9 protein-coding genes are annotated in these 16,530 nt (G+C 34.5%); 1 reads left to right on the top strand and 8 read right to left on the bottom strand.

Annotated features, from left to right (window positions below; genetic code table 11):
- Positions 1-16: 16 nt before the first annotated feature.
- Complete coding sequence (locus BT107_RS11765; protein ID WP_072304009.1) at positions 17-1,609, top strand: purple acid phosphatase family protein; 1,593 nt, start codon at positions 17-19, stop codon at positions 1,607-1,609.
- Positions 1,610-1,777: 168 nt separating this feature from the next.
- Here the strand turns inward: BT107_RS11765 and BT107_RS11760 are convergent, their stop codons facing one another.
- The 8 genes from BT107_RS11760 to BT107_RS11725 form a co-directional block, all read right to left on the bottom strand.
- Positions 1,778-2,710 (bottom strand): alpha/beta hydrolase, encoded by a 933-nt coding sequence (locus BT107_RS11760; RefSeq protein WP_072304008.1) that lies wholly within the window; start codon positions 2,708-2,710, stop codon positions 1,778-1,780.
- Between the two features lie 6 nt (positions 2,711-2,716).
- Positions 2,717-4,981 (bottom strand): beta-glucosidase BglX, encoded by a 2,265-nt coding sequence (gene bglX, locus BT107_RS11755; protein ID WP_072304007.1) that lies wholly within the window; start codon positions 4,979-4,981, stop codon positions 2,717-2,719.
- 55 nt (positions 4,982-5,036) lie between these two features.
- The gene (locus BT107_RS11750) at positions 5,037-6,419 is read right to left on the bottom strand and encodes a glucoamylase family protein (protein ID WP_072304006.1); all 1,383 of its coding nucleotides are present in this window, start codon (positions 6,417-6,419) and stop codon (positions 5,037-5,039) included.
- Positions 6,409-7,746 carry a glucoamylase family protein gene (locus BT107_RS11745; RefSeq protein ID WP_072304005.1) on the bottom strand — a complete coding sequence of 446 codons (1,338 nt, stop codon included), beginning with the start codon at positions 7,744-7,746 and terminating at the stop codon, positions 6,409-6,411. The genes BT107_RS11750 and BT107_RS11745 overlap by 11 nt, the downstream gene beginning before the upstream one ends.
- A 36-nt stretch (positions 7,747-7,782) precedes the next feature.
- The gene (locus BT107_RS11740; protein ID WP_072304004.1) at positions 7,783-8,886 is read right to left on the bottom strand and encodes a LamG-like jellyroll fold domain-containing protein; all 1,104 of its coding nucleotides are present in this window, start codon (positions 8,884-8,886) and stop codon (positions 7,783-7,785) included.
- A gap of 12 nt (positions 8,887-8,898) precedes the next feature.
- Positions 8,899-10,449 carry a RagB/SusD family nutrient uptake outer membrane protein gene (locus BT107_RS11735; RefSeq protein ID WP_072304003.1) on the bottom strand — a complete coding sequence of 517 codons (1,551 nt, stop codon included), beginning with the start codon at positions 10,447-10,449 and terminating at the stop codon, positions 8,899-8,901.
- Between the two features lie 5 nt (positions 10,450-10,454).
- Entirely contained in the window at positions 10,455-13,481 is a 3,027-nt protein-coding gene (locus tag BT107_RS11730; protein ID WP_072304002.1) for a SusC/RagA family TonB-linked outer membrane protein, read from the bottom strand.
- A 232-nt stretch (positions 13,482-13,713) separates the two neighbouring features.
- The gene (locus tag BT107_RS11725) at positions 13,714-16,479 is read right to left on the bottom strand and encodes a helix-turn-helix and ligand-binding sensor domain-containing protein (RefSeq protein WP_072304001.1); all 2,766 of its coding nucleotides are present in this window, start codon (positions 16,477-16,479) and stop codon (positions 13,714-13,716) included.
- Between the last annotated feature and the right edge of the window lie 51 nt (positions 16,480-16,530).

The following is a 16,530-nucleotide window of genomic DNA, read 5'->3' as shown; positions in this document are numbered from 1 at the left end:
TCTAAATTAAATATTAATGAAACTAAGACATAAACTATTATTTTTAACACATTTTATAGTTCTGTTGGGTACAGCCCAAAAAACTAAACCAGAAATAATAATTAAGCCATATTTACAAGACGCTACGCCCAGTTCTATTATTGTTAAGTGGGAAACATCTACAGGAGAAGAAAGTGTTGTAGAGTATGGTTTAACGGCTAAACTGGGTAAAAAAACGAAGGGTATTTCGTATGATATTAATTTTAGTGAAAGTAGAATTCACGAAGTTAAATTAACAGATCTAAAAAGGTTTACACCATATTATTATAGAGTTATAACTGGTAATGTAAAATCAGAGGTTTATCAATTTAAGACACCACCTTTTGCAAGCGATAACAAATCGTTTAATATAGTTGCTATGAGTGATATGCAGTATGATAGCAGCGAACCAGAAAAATTCTCAGAAGTTGTAAACCAAGGAGTTTTAGAATACATAAAAAAGGAGTATAACGGAACTTTACCTAATAACTTAGCAATGGTTATGATTCCTGGAGATTTAGTAGTTACAGGGTCTAAATATTACCAATGGAAAGAGCACTTTTTTAACCCTGCAGAAAAATTATTTGCTGAGGTTCCTCTGTACCCTGTACCGGGAAATCACGAAAGAAATTCTATTTTCTATTTTAAATACTTTAGCCTACCAGAAAACGGTACAGCTGCTTATGCAGAACATTGGTGGTATAAAGATTATGGCAATACTAGAATACTTGGCTTAGACTCTAACGATGGTTACCGCAACCTTAATGAGCAACTAGAGTGGTTGCAAAAGGTATTGGATGAAACGGCTAAAAATGATGATATAGATTTTGTTTTTGCACAAATGCACCATCCGCATAAATCGGAATTATGGATTCCTGGAGAAGAAGATTTTTCAGGTAAAGTAGTAGCAAAACTAGAGAAATTTTCAACTAAAACAGGAAAACCAAGTATACACTTTTTTGGGCACACGCATGGCTACTCTAGAGGGCAGTCTAAGGAACATAAACATTTATGGGTAAATGTTGCTTCTGCAGGTGGTGCTATAGATAATTGGGGGGAATTTGAAGGTAGAGATTATGACGAGTTTACTGTAACACAAGACGAGTATGGTTTTGTTATGATAGAAGTAGATGGCAGTGAGGACGACCCTAAATTTACACTAAAAAGAATAAGTAGAGGAAACACAATTAAACCACGTAATAATGAGCAGACAGACAGTATTACAGTTTGGAAAAAAGATAGAAGACCAGCAGCTCCTAAAGCTTTAACGGCGCAAGCAAATACAGATGGTTATAAAAATATTGTCTTAAAGGCAGGTGCATTTAGTAGTAGTTTTGATAATGCTTTTCACGCAGCATCGCATTGGCAAGTTTCTGAAAGTCCAAATTTTGAAAAGTTAGCATACGATAGTTGGAAACAGTTTGAAAATTGGTACTACAAAGAGAATAGACAAAAAGATGATGACCTAACAGATGAAAAAATTAAGAGACTAAATCCTAATGCTACATACTATTGGCGTGTTCGTTATAGAGATCAGAATCTAAATTGGAGTAATTGGTCTAACGTAGAAAAGTTTAAGACGGAGAAGTAAAATATATAAATTGTAGATAACAGTATTGTTAATACAAGTTTTATATTATGTTAACTTTTAAGAAACTAAAAAGAATAACATTTGTGTTAGATTAATTGTTCTTTTATTAATCTAATTTAAGTCAGTTTAAAGCCGATGCATTAGCATCGGCTTTTGTTTTAAAGTGTATTAACTTTTGTGTTTTACTTTAATTGTACTTTGTATATTCTTTTTATCTAGAATATTTTGCTTTATAAATTTAGCAATAAGATCTGTATAGGCATAAGGTATGCCAGCCCAGTTGTGTGTACCTTCTTTGTCTACAACAAGTGTATGTGCAATATCTAAGGCTTCTAATTTTTGTGCAATAGTATAAGAGCCATCTAGCATAATAAAACCAGGTTTATCTTCTTCGCATAAATGATGAGGTGCTGTAGCATATGGCACTAAATTATCTTTAACGCCGTGAAAAAGCATTGTTGGTATAGCCGTTTTTTTGGTAATGTAATTTGCATTAACAATGGCACCAGCAAAAGAAACAACGCCAGTATATTTTATAGAGGTGTAGGGTAGTTTTTTAAAGGCAAATTCGTTCTTCATAAATACGGTGTTTAAAACAGCTTCTGCACCTGCGCTACTACCAACAAGTATTATGTTAGATGGGTTAAACCCTAGTTTATCACTTTTATCAACTAAATACTGCGTAGCTTTTAAAATATCTCTAGAAACAGAAACAAAGGTTTCTATTTTTTGATCGGCCGGACAATTACATCCAAAACCAAGCGGATTGCCTTTACGCACCAATCTATAGCTCATAGAGGCTACAGCGTAGCCTCTTTTTGCCATATCTTCACAAAACTTTATCTCTGATGGATTATCACGTTTTCCCCCACTGAAACCGCCTCCGTGAACTAAAATTAGCAAAGGTTTTTTGATGACTGTATCTTTTTTGTAGCTATAAAAATCCAACTTTAAAGTATCTGCATAACTGTAGGTTTTCATTTTTACTTCAGAAAATATTTTTTGCTCGTATCTAGTTTGGGCATAACCCATACCAGTTGTTAACAATACAAGAAATAGTAGTGCAAAACGTTTATTAACAGTTAGTTTTAAGCTATTCATTACAATTTATTTTAGTGTTAGGGTTGCCTTTAACTGTGCGTTAGAGTTTGCACCTATAAAAAGTTCAAAATCTCCTGGTTCTGCAACAAAATCTAAATTGCTGTTGTAAAACTTTAAGTCATCGGCAGTAAGTACCAAATCTACTTTTTTTGTTTCACCTTTTTTAATAAATACTTTTTTAAATCCTTTTAATTGTCTCATTGGTGGCGTAATGCTACGTACTACATCTCTTAAGTACAATTGTACTACTTCTTCACCATCAAAATTACCAGTGTTTTTTACAGTAACAGAAACTGTCACGTCTTCTCCTTGTGCAATTTCTTTTTTAGATAGGTTGATGTTAGAATACTCAAACGAAGTATAGCTAAGGCCATAACCAAATGGCAGTAAAGGAGTATTTTTAACATCTAAATAGTTGCTTTTAAATTTTTCAAATGCTTCAGTTGGTGCTGGTCTACCTGTATTTTTTATACTATGATAAATAGGAATTTGCCCCACATTTCTTGGCCACGTAGCTGTTAGTTTTCCAGACGGATTGTAATCACCAAAAACAACATCAGCTATGGCATTACCAGCTTCTATACCTGGATGCCAAACCTGAAGAATGCTAACAGGAAGATTAAATTCTTCTTCAATAGTTAGCGGTCTACCGCTCATTAATACCAAAATAACTGGCTTGCCTGTTTTAACTAGTGCTTGTATTAGTTTTTTCTGACTAGCAGGAATAGAAATATCTGTTCTACTAGCTGCCTCACCACTCATTTCTGATGCTTCACCAACTACGGCAACAACAACGTCAGACGTTTTTGCTAAGTCTAAAGCTTCTTGCAAAAGAATCTCAGAAGAGCGTTTGTCTATGTCTACACGTGTACCAAAAACATTTACTTTTTTAGCTAACTCAGCATTATCTGTAATATTTGCACCTTTAGCATACGTTATTTTGGCTTTTGGAGCAACAGTTTTAAATCCTTCTAAAACAGGAATAGACAATTGAGGGTCACCTGTTGGCGCCCAAGTACCCAGCATATTATTTTTGTTATTAGCCAAAGGACCAATTAATGCAATTTTAGCTGTTTTGCTAAGTGGTAATACGTTGTTATGGTTTTTAAACAATACAAAAGATCGTTTAGCAGCATCTCTTGCTAAGGCTTTATTTTCTTTAGTTAAAATGTCTTTTTTAGGTCTTTTAGTGTCAATATACTTGTACGGATCATCAAAAAGGCCAAGCTTATACTTCGCTTCTAAAATTCTTCTACAAGCATTGGTAATTTCTTCTTCTGTAACACGGCCTTCATCTAAAGATTTTTTAAGTGTAGTTAAGAAACCTTCACCAACCATATCCATATCTAAACCAGCTTTTAAAGATAATGCAGATACATCTTGTAAATCTCCAAGTCCGTGTGCAATCATTTCGTTTACAGACGTGTAATCTGATACTACAAAGCCTTTAAACCCCCATTTTTTACGCAGTAAATCTGTAAGCAACCATTTGTTACCACTAGCAGGTATACCGTCTACATCGTTAAAAGAAGTCATTATGCTAGCTGCGCCAGCATCTATACCGGCTTTATAAGGAGGTAAGTACTGGTTAAACATTTTTGTTCTACTCATATCAACCGAATTGTAGTCTCTGCCAGCCTCCGCAGCTCCGTAAAGGGCAAAATGTTTAATAGTAGCTATCATTGTATTTTTAGCAGTTAAATCGTTTCCTTGGTAGCCGTGTACCATTGCTTTTGCAATAGCAGAGCCCAAGTAAGGATCTTCGCCAGCACCTTCTGCAATTCTTCCCCAACGTGGATCACGAGCCACATCTACCATAGGAGAAAAATTCCAGTTTATACCGTCTGCAGTAGCTTCTTGAGCAGCAACTTCAGCCATTTTTTTTGTCAAATTCATATCCCAACTAGATGCTGTTGCAAGCGGAATAGGAAAAGTTGTTTTATAACCGTGTATTATATCGGAACCAAAGAATAACGGAATTTTTAAACGTGTTTCATTTACAGCAAAATCTTGTGCTATTTTTAGTTTTTCTGGACCAGAAATTCCAAACATACCACCAACCTCAGCAGCTTTTATTTTAGACTCTACATTGCTACTTACAACAGAACCAGTGGCAATACCACCACCTGGGGTTACTAAGTTTAATTGTCCAATTTTTTCTTCAATTGTCATTTTAGCAAGCAAGTCCTCTATAAACGGAACTTTAGTTTGTCCTATTGCTAAAAAACCGCTGCAAAGGGCGAGTACTAAGAGTAGGTTTGTTTTTTTCATATACTATATTTTATATCCCGTGGTGGGTTTGTATTTTGTTTTTAAGATTTATGTATTACTTAGCGTAGTTAAAATCTAGTTTGTCTAAACCATTTTTTACATCGGTATTTTGCATAAATAAATTCCAAAGAAGTCCGGTTCTATAATTCTCTACCATAAGTATAATTGGTCCTTGATCTATGGCTAAATATTGCTCTGCTACCCAAAAATTATATTCTGGACTAAATGCATCATAAAAACCAGCAGGTCCTAACAACTTGTCTTTGTTTTTATAGAAATAATGCAATGCTTGCATAGATTCTGTTGGTGTATACGGAAAAGAACTTATGGCTGCTGTTGGAGATATTACACCAGTATCGTTAGACGGACTATGAGCATTGTACCCAATGGTGCCATCTGCATTTCTTGTGTAGCTTGCTGTTAAACCCCAACAATCTTTACCATAATCTGTAAATTGCTTTGGATTTTCTATACTATAGTTGTAATTTATTCTAGCGTGATTTGTGTTTACATTCCAGTAATTTAAATACTCGTCTGATAATCCTTTTGGATTTAAAGCTAAGTACGAGTAATGAGCCCAGAATAAAGGTCCGCCATACTCTTGGTTGTCAGCGTGTTTAGCCAATAAAGGAAACCCATATTTTGTGTTAGATGATGTAATACCACCATTAGAAGCCCAACCGTTTGTATACACCTTTTTAGAAATTGAATAGTCTGGTGAAGCCGCTGCTAAAACATAGGCAATTAGAACTTCATTGTATCCTTTTAACTCCAAGTTTATGGCAAAATCGTTGTTAGGACTCCAGTGCCAATACAACGTATCTTCATTCTTTGTGTACCAATCCCATTCAACACCCTTCCATAGTTCATCTGCTTTAACAGCCAATGCTTTTTCTGTATCTGTACCGTTTTTTAAATACTCTTTTAAGCAGATTAAACCTTGAGTTAAAAAAGCAGTTTCTACCAAATCTCCACCATTATCTAAATCGCTAAAAGGTATAACCTTAGCTGTTTCACCATTAATCCAATGTGGCCAAGCACCGTGAAAACGATCTGCTTTTTCTAAAAAAGATAAAATTTTAGCAAACCTTTCTACACCTTGTTCCCTAGTAATAAATCCCCTTTCTATACCCACAATAAGTGCCATAATACCAAAGCCTGTACCACCTGTGGTAACTGTATTTTTACTGTTATTTGGGTCGTTAGGATGATAGCGCTCTCTTGCTGCACCAGAATTTACCTCAGCAAAATCCCAAAAATATTTAAAGGTTTCAGCTTGTGTTATATCTAGCAACTCCTCGTCTGTTATCGTAGGCGTAGAAATAGGATCGTCATCAGTAGGAAATTCAATTGGAGTATACTCGTAATCATCTCCGCTTTTGCAAGAGATAATTACAAGTATAAGTAGTGTTGTAAAAAGACTATTTTTAATTGTCATTTTTATGTGTTGTAGAGAAACCTAATTTTTCTAATCCCTTGTGTAAGTCTTTATTCTTCATAAATAAATTCCACAACAAACCTGTTCTGTAGTTTTCTATCATTACAGGAATTGGACCTTGATCTATAGCTAAATATCGAGGTAAAGACCAGTTTTTTTCTAAACTAAAAGCATCGTAAGGACCATATTTACCAATAAGAGAATCTTGTTCTGTGTACATATAGCGTAAAAACTGCAAGCTTTCTTTAGGTGTGTATGGCATAGAAGATAACGCAGCTGTAGGTGATATTACACTTAAGTCGTTATCTGGTCTATGACCATCATAACCGTTTATAGAATAACTAGATGTTAACCCCCACATTTTTTTGCCATATCCTTTGTATTTCTTAGGATTGTCTACGGCATAGTTGTATTGTATTTTAGCGTGATTTACATTTAGTTTCCAGTAGTCTGCATAGGCATCTGTTAAGCCTTTTGGATCTAAGCCTAAATACGAATAGTGAGCCCAGAAAAGTGGACCTACAGGTGAAGCATCGTGCTCATAATGATTAAGTACCGTTTCTAGACCGTAAAAAGTTGTGTCTTTTGCAATTTCTCCTTTTAAAGCCCAACCTTGATCATATACCTCTTTTGTTATTGGGTGTGTTGGTGATGCAGCAGCTAGCACATACATTACTAAAGCTTCATTATAACCACCAACGGGGAAATTCATTTTCCATTCTACATTAGGAGACCAATGCCAGTACAAGGTATTTTCACCTCTTGTGTACCAGTCCCATTCTACTTCTTCCCAAAGTTTCTGAATTTGTGCTGCTAGTTTCTGCTCTCTTTCATTACCATTTACGTAGTATTCTTTTACCGTTAGTAAACCTTGAACTAAAAAGGCTGTTTCTACTAAATCTCCACCATCATCATAAGTGCTAAAAGGAGCAACTTTTCCAGAAGGCAATAACCAATGTGGCCAAGCACCGTGAAAACGGTCTGCTTTTTCTAAAAAAGAAACTGCTTTTTCAAACCGAATAAGCGCTTCTTCTTTGGTAATATAACCACGTTCTGCACCAACCAATATTGTCATTAGTCCAAAACCAGAACCACCAATTGTTATAATATCTTTATCGTGAGATGGGTAAATACTATCTAAATGTATACGTTCTCTAGCTAAACCAGAAGTAGGCTCTGCGCCTTCCCAGAAATAACTAAAAGTTTGTTTTTGCACAGTGTCCATTAAGGCTTCATCTGTCCAAACTTGTTTCTGTATTTTTTTTGGATGGTCTTTGCATCCCGTTAATAGGGATGCAGCAACCGCAACTACTAAAAATAATCTCATAAATGAATTAACTAAAAACTAAAAAATGTGTGTATTTTATAAATCTGCGTCTCTAATAGACTGTATCTCTTCTTGTGTAAGTGCTTTGTTGTATAGGCGTAATTCATCAATTAAACTTTGATCTGATAGATGCCCCCATTCAGTAAACCTAGGTGCACCTGAAGCAATTGATAGAATATCACAACCTGTCCAATCTATTCCTGAAAACTCACCTTCAGCTACTATTTCACCATCAAAATACATAACACATTTAGTATCTGAAATTGTAAAAGCAATTTGTACCCATTCACCACTAGATGCTGCTATAGCTGTATTGTCACCGCCGCCAAACCAAATATCTGCTGAGCCGTTGCCTACTATTAATTTAAATTCTTGTCTGTCTGGACTTCCTTCTCTAAAAAAACGAAAACCACTTGTTCTTAGGTTTTGAACATCTGGAAACCCTGCGTTTTCTGTATCAGGTGGTCCCATTACTAAGATTCCTGACCTATCTGGCGTTGCATTTAGTTTGTACCAAAATGTTGCACTAAATTCTGTGCTACCAGTTAAACCTTCTGTAGAATAGCTTAGGTAACTATCTGCAGCTCCTGCATAGGCATTGGTGCCAAGAACACTTTCGCCAGCAAAATTAGGAGTGCCTACTTTTGTTGCTTCAGTTAACGTAATAAGCTCTAAGTAATCACCATCAAAAGGCATATAAAAAGTTTCTCCGTCGTATAATGGCTTATATGGAGGTTCTTTTTCAAAGTTTGTTGATGCTTCAGTAGTCTTACCATCTAAATCTGTTGCAATAATTGTTAGTTGGTGCGTACCATCAACTAAATTATTAAAAACAAGATTGTCTATTAAAACTCTTCTGTAGTCCTTAAAACTAGAGAAGGATTGTATACTGTTGTTGTCTATCTTCACATCTATAGAAGCAATTTCTATATCATCTGTAACTTCAAAATCTATAGTTATAGATGTAACGTCTTCAACAACTCTTATTCTTGTGCCCTCTGTAGGGTAATTTATTTTAACTGCCGGAGCAGTTTCATCTGCGCCTGCAACTACTTGTGTAATGTTATCTATACCTTGGTCACAAGAATATAAAAATAAAGCAGTAACCATACAGATTACGATGTATTTTAAATTTTTCATTGCTTTTTGTTTTTAGTTTGATGGGTTTCCTAATATTGGAAATTGATCTACTTGAGGTTGAGGGTAAGGAAGGTAAACTTTGTCTTCAGAAAAAGTTCTTCCGTCGTAGCTTAGCTCGCTAAATCTACCTAGTCTAACCATATCGTAATAGCGCTTACCCCATTCCATACCTAGTTCTGCAAATTTTTCATCCAATACATTATCTAATGTTACACCAGTAAGTAATGGCATACCTGCTCTTTGTCTCACAATGTTTACAGCATTATCTGCGCTAACAGAAGTTGCAGGTGCTCCCTGTGTTACCGCTTCTGCGTACATTAATAAAATTTCTGCATAACGTATAACACTGTAGTTTTTGTTGCTACCGTATTCTGTTCTACCTTCTATTAGTTGGTTTGATGGTAAATAGTGTTTACCACTAGAGAAAAGTGCTCTAGCATAGTCTTCAATAATATCACCATCTCTTGTTGTATTGTTTACAAAACTTGGTAAACTAGCATAAGCTGGGTCTGTTTGAAGCTCCGCAATACCACGGTCTGTAAATAATACGCTTGTTTCTAAACGCACAGCTTCTCCGCGGTCTAGCATGAATTTAATAAACTTGATGCTAGGCTCATAAAATCCCCATCCAGAACCCGCACCAGTAACAGCAGGTGTCCAGTTTTGTGGTCCGTAAGGTTGTAATAAATGGCCTTCACGATCACCTTCTCCTTGTCCAAAATCTGAATATTGTAAATCTAAAATACTCTCATCACTAAGTTTACCAGGCGTTTTAAAAAGCTCGTAATAATTTGAGAATAAACTAAATTTACCAGAGTTTATAATTTGTCCTGTAGCAGAAGCAACAGCTGGGTAGTTTTTAAGTTCTTGGTTTGCTAGTGCTTTTATAGCAAGAGCAGTATATTTAGTTACGCCACCTGGTACATCTGTACGTTCGTTAGGTCTCATATCTGGTAAAAACGGAATAGCTTCGTCCATTTGGTCAGATAAATGCTGCATAACTTCATCTTTAGTAGGCAATTCTGTTACACTTAAAAGAGCACCAGTGTCTGAAGATTCTGGGATAAAAACGTCTCCCCAAACCTGAGATATTTGAAAAAGCATCATTGCTCTAAGCACTTTAGATTCTGCAATATATTGATTTGCTTTGTCTACACCGTCTGCATCTGCAAACTCTTGGTAACGCGCTATTTGTTCCATAGCTGTATGTGCTGTAATAATATCTACGTATACGTTTTCCCAAAGCGAATTGTACATCCAATAATCTTTGTTGTAGTTAAAAAGATCAGTTTCGGCAAAATCTTGTTGATCTCCCAATCCACCAGCATTAACATCGTCCCCACGAACAGAGATTAGTAACGGTTGCTCCCATCCACGAGATTGGAAAGCATCGTAAACACCAATTAGAGATAATATCATATTCTCTGTTTTGGAAAAATCTGTACCACCAGCAAAATTATTATTCTCCTGAGGCTCGTCTAACTTGTCTGAACACCCAATAAATACCAAAGCAACTAGGGCTAGTAAAAATAAAGGTGAAATGTGTTTTTTATACAGTTTCATAAGTCTTATATTTTAATGTTAACACCCATTGTATATACAGCTGGGATTGGGTATGTTTGGTTATCTACGCCATTAGCAACCTCAGGACTAAATCCGTTGTATCCAAATATGGTTAATGGCTTTTCTGCAGTTAAGTAAATTCGTGTTTTAGGAACACCTTTCATTTTACCATCTTTATTAATGGTATACCCAAGAGTTATATTCTGAATTCTAAAATAATCTCCGTCTTCAACGTAGTAATCGTTTAATTTCTGGTTCCAACCTTTACGTGTTGCAGCAGAAGATGGGTATGAGTTTGTAGTACCCTCACCGTGCCAACGGTTTACAGCAAAATCTCTATCCCAGTTAGTATCACTAGTAAAAATTACTTCTAATCTTTTACGGTTAAGTATTTTGTTACCACCTTGTCCAGAAGCTGTGGCTGTAAAGTCAAAGTTTTTATAATTAAAGCCAAAGTTAAAACCATAAGAGTATGTTGGTAGGTAAGATCCTAAAACTACACGGTCATCATCATCAATAGTAGTTGGGTCACCACCGTTTTCTTTATATTTAAAATCGCCAGGAACTAAATTGTTTGCTACTGCTACAGGATCTGCTAATATCTCTGCTTCATTCTGGTAAACACCAGCAATTTCTCGTCCATAAAAGGCAAAAAGAGGTTCGCCTACAATAGAGCGTTGACGAAATTCTGCTGAACCAGCATCTATATAAGGTTGTCCGTTAAGATCTAAAACTTCATTTTTTAGGGTAGAGAAATTACCGCCAATAGAATAACTAAAATCATCAGATACTTTTTTATTCCAGTTTAATGACATTTCAAAACCAGAGTTTCTTATCTCTCCAACGTTTTGTCTAGTTGTACCTGGAATTAAAGGTCTTTGTACTGGTATAACAGCATCTTGAGTATCTCTAACGTAATAATCTGCTTCTAGAGATAAGTTATTATTTAAGAAATTAGCATTAATACCAACGTTAGTTTCTTCTGTTACTTCCCATTTTAAAGAAGTAAAATCACTTCCTGTATTTAAACCACTAAACATAGTATCTCCTAAGGCAGTAGTAACAACAGTAGAAGTAATAGAACCATTACTACCGGCAACATTATCGTTTCCTAATTTACCCCAACTTGCACGTAGTTTAAGAAAATCGAAGATACCGTTATCTTGCATAAAAGATTCTTCAGACAGTACCCAACCAGCACCAATAGTAGGGAAATAACCCCATTTTTCTTGGTATTTGTTAGTTCCATCAGCCCTAAAGGTTCCATAAAGAAGGTATTTGTCATCATAATTATAAGAAACTCTACTAAAATAAGAGAATCCGTATTCTCTTGCACCACCATCACCAACACTATTTTCTACAATAGTTTGTGCTTGATCTAGGTAATATGCTTCTTCACCTGTTAAAGGAAAGTTTAATCCTGTTGCTCTTAAAGATTGAAAAGATTCGTCTCTAAAAGAAGTACCAGCTAAAACAGTTAAGTTATGGTTTCCAAAAGATTCTTTATAGGTTAATGTATTATCCCAAATTTGGTTAGATATTGTTGTGTTGCTTTTAGCTAAAGAAGCATCTTGTCTCTGAAAACCATTACCTATATAATATGGAAGTCCCACATTTCTAGTTTCAAATGTTTGGTAATTATGGTTGTATGCAGTTTTAAACTTAAGTTTAGTAGGTATTAAGTCTAACTCGGCATAAAAATTAGCAAGTACATTTCTAATTTTTGTTCTGTTTTCATTAAAATCTAAAAGGGGAAAAGGGTTTTGACCGCCTCTGTAGCCTAAGTCTTGTGCGTTAGCGTAGTTTGTAGGGAAAACATTTGGGTCGCTAGCAAGGTTTGTATCATAAATAGGTAAAATAGGAACTGCAAAATAAGCAGAACGCCAAGCGGAGTTTTCGCCATCATACCTTGTAGCATTACTAATTACAGTATTTGCACCTACTCTTAACCTGTCGTTAGCCTTAAATTCTATTTTACTTCTTAGATTAAAACGCTCGTATTCATTTTTCATTTTAAGAATACCTTGTTGACCAAAATAATTAGCACCAACTGAGTAGCTAACATCATCACTACCACCAGTAATGCCTATACTATGGTTTTTAATTATAGCTGGTCTAATAATCTCATCGTACCAATCTGTATTTACATTTGGTACATTTGGATTTACTCTACTACGACCATAACGTTGCATAGCGTTTAAAATAAACTCAGCATCTGGTGCAGAGCCAGACTCTAAGGCTAAGGTTGTAAACTGTTCTGCGTTGGCAACTTTTAATACGTTTTGTGCTATTTGAAAACCTGTGTAGCCATCATATGTAATTTCTGCTTTTTTATTAAAAGCACCAGATTTAGTTTCTATTAAAACAACACCGTTTGCAGCTCTAACCCCATAAATAGCAGATGCAGAAGCATCTTTTAAGACAGAAATAGATGTTATGTCTGATGTGTTTAAAAAGTCGATATTGTCAAAAAACATACCGTCTACAACATACAAAGGAGCAGAAGCGCCTGTGTTGTAAGATCCTATACCTCTTACTCTAATAGTAGGTCCTTGTCCAGGAGAACCACTACTTACAACTTGCATACCTGCAACTTTACCCTGCATTGCTTGCATAGCAGACCCTGTTGGTACCGCCGCTAGTTCATCTGCTTTAATAGTTGTAATAGCAGAGGTTAAATCTTTAGATTTCATTTCTCCATAACCAATTACAACGACCTCATCTAAAGACTGGGCATCTTCTTGTAATGTTACATTAATAGAAGTTTTATTATTTACAGCGATTTCTGAAGTAATAAAACCAATATAGCTAACGACTAAAGTTGCGTTAGTAGGAACCGTGTTTAGTTGGTAGTTACCATCAAAATCTGTCTGTGTTCCTGTTGTTGTACCTTTAATAACAATGCTAGCACCTAATAAAGGCATACCATCATTATCTAATACTTGCCCTTTAACGGCAATACTCTCTTGTGCGTAGGCTGTTGTACCTAGCAAAATAAAGCATATTAATAATATTTGATTGAGTATTTTCATAATACATTAAAAATTGAGTTAGATTTTTACTAAATTAATAAAACAGTGTGTCTAGAGGGGTTTTTGTAACTACATAAAAACTACATCAAAGCAGTATATGCGCTATAAACCACCAATAGTGTGGTTTGCAGTAGTGTTTCTAGAGCACTTTTTAATCACTTTTAACAGTTTGATGTAGTAATGATGTACTGTGTGTTATGTAATTGTTAAGTCGTTTATGACAGAAAAACCTTTATTTAAAGGTGATTAGGAAGTTAGATATGTTTTCTGAGCTATCTATGTTTAACTTTTTACGTAATCTGTAACGATGTATCTCTACGCCTCTAATTGTAATAGCCATTAGTGGTGCAATTTCCTTAGTAGATAGGTTCATTTTAAGGTATGCGCAGAGTTTTAAATCTTTAGGAGTAAGCTTAGGATATTGCTTTAGTAGGTTTTCAAAAAAGTCGCTATGTAATTCTTTAAAATTCATTTCAAAGCGTTTCCAATCTTCTTTGTTATTAACGGAATTGTTTAACCTTTTCATAAAAGATTTATAACGTTGTTGGTTGGTAAATTTGTCTTTATTCTGGACCAACAATGTTTTTACGTCTAAGATTATTTCGTTCTTTTTAGCAATATTTAATGTGGTATTCGCTAATTCTTTCTGTTTAAGTTTTATTTCTTTAGCTAGTTTTTCTTTTTCTAAGAGCGCAATTTTTTCATCTTGTTCTTTTTGCAAATGCTCTTTTAGCTTATTGTGTTTTAAATTTAGCTTGTATTTATTATATTTTCTGATGATAATTATTGCGGTAATTACAAGCAAACAATAAATTAATAGTGCAGGTACAGATAAATACCAAGGTGCTTTTATGGTAAAGTTGATGACATTTGGGGCAGATTTTTTATTGTCAATACCTACGCCAAAAACTTCTAATGTATAATCACCGTAGCTAAGATTCTGAAAAGAAATAAATCCTTTATCTAATTCTGCAAATTGAGCATTTTTTCCGTCTAAACTATAATAATATTTAGGGTGTATTATACCAGGAGAAGCAATTTTTAAAGTAATGTTTCTAGCATCTTTATAAGGTAATGTAATATTTTTGGAGCTAACTTCATAGGTGCTTTGCTTACCTTTAAAGCTAATAAGCTTAGGGGTAGGTAGTCTGTTGTTGTCTTTTAGTTGAGAATTAAGTTTGTTAAAGTTTATTTTGCTGTAGCCATCTACAAGAGAAAAGTAATATGTAGAATCGTTTACCTTAATAATGTTTTCTGCTTCAGGAATTATCCTCTTCTTTAAACTTTGATTTTCAATAATAATATTGTCTTCCTTAAAATTGGTGTAAGTTATTTTTTTACTTTTCTCATTATCTATAAACCAAAAATGATCATTGTTGTAGTATAACAGCTCATTGTTTTTAAAGGAGTCAAACTCTTTTAACGTTACAATCTTATCTAAAATAGGATCATATTTAAACCAATCTCCTTGGCTGTAAAACACAATCTGATTTTTAATATTATATAATTTTACATTGTATTTATTAGGGGCGTTATCACCATTGTATTCTTTGGAGCTAATTACAGAGTCATATGTACTGTTCAATTTAAGTTTATAAAAACCTTTATAAGGATGTGCAACCCAAAGCGTTTTGTTGTCTTCAAAACATAGTTTTTTTACAGGTAAATCAAAGCCTTTTAATTTGGTAACAAGCCAGTTATTAGTATCATCTTTTGAGTATTTTGCAATACCTGTATATGTACCCTGTAAGAATGAAGAATTTCTTTCTGGTGTTTTTTCTATTTGATAGCCTCCAGAAATGTTAGATACTTTTGTTACTCCGTCTTCATTTAGTTTAAATGTTCCTGTATTGTGTCCGCAAAAAAGTTCATTATCTACTACTGCAATATCCCAAACGTGACCTTGTGTTCCTTTTACAAAATGTAGTTTGTTATTGTCTACATAATATAGTCCAGTATTAGAACCTAGGTATACCTTGTTGTTGTAAGTGGCAATGTCGTAAACAGTGCCTAAAACACCCGTAAAATCTGTGTAATATGTAATTGGATGGTCTAGTTGTATGTGGTCTATGCCATTATCTAACCCTAGCCATAATTGGTTTTTAAACACAATCATTGCTAAAATGGTATTGTTTTGTAGACCAACTTCTCTATTTATGCTTTTATATGTTTTTGTGTAGTTGTTATATAAGAAAAGTCCGTTTTTTATGGTTCCAAAAGCAATATTTTTTTGGTCTAGAACTACTATTTTATTTAGTTGATATTGCTTTAGTGTATCGTTAATGGTGCTAGCCCATTCTGTAATTTTACCATCTTTAATAAAATAACAACCACTTAATTTAGTGCCTATTAATAAGCCGTTGTTAAATGTTACCATATCTACAACCGTTTTATCTACAAAAGAAAAACTGTCTTTTAATGGTAATGCTTCTAGAGTTTCTCCGTTAAGCCAAAATAGCCCATCATCGCCACCAGCTACAATTATTTTGTTATTGTGTGCGGTAATATTATTTACAATTATGTCTGATTTTACAACTGTTATTTTATTGTCTTTGTACACATAAACCTTAGAGAAGGATCTAAAAACAATTGAATTATTAAAAGGTATAATTTGCCAGAATTCTTCACTAGTAAATTCGTGATTCTTAATTAGGTGTGTTAAAGAGGTGTATTGTAAAATACCTAAACTATCTTTTTTCCAAAAGCCAAACTCCTCATAAGAACCAGTGTAGACTTTATCTTTTATAGCGGCAACAGAACGTATAGTGGTTTTGCTAGGTAAGGTATTAAGTTTCCATTCTTCGCCATTAAAATGTAGAAGGCCCGCGTTATTGGCAGAGAATAATTCGCCATCTTCACTGGTAGATAATCCCCAGTTGTTGCTGGCCGCATTATAATCAAATATTTTATAGTTACGTATGGGCGGATAGAGGTTTTGGCCAACCATAGATAGGCAGCCAATAAAAAGAAATAGAATAAATGAGGTTAAATTTTTCATAGGGGACATTCAAAATTTAAGATAATATGTTTATGAGCAATAATTTCAAGA

The organism is Cellulophaga fucicola, assembly GCF_900119145.1.
Lineage (GTDB): Bacteria > Bacteroidota > Bacteroidia > Flavobacteriales > Flavobacteriaceae > Cellulophaga > Cellulophaga fucicola.
Note: the sequence above shows the minus strand (reverse complement) of the source record. Positions and strands in the feature narration are given on the sequence as shown.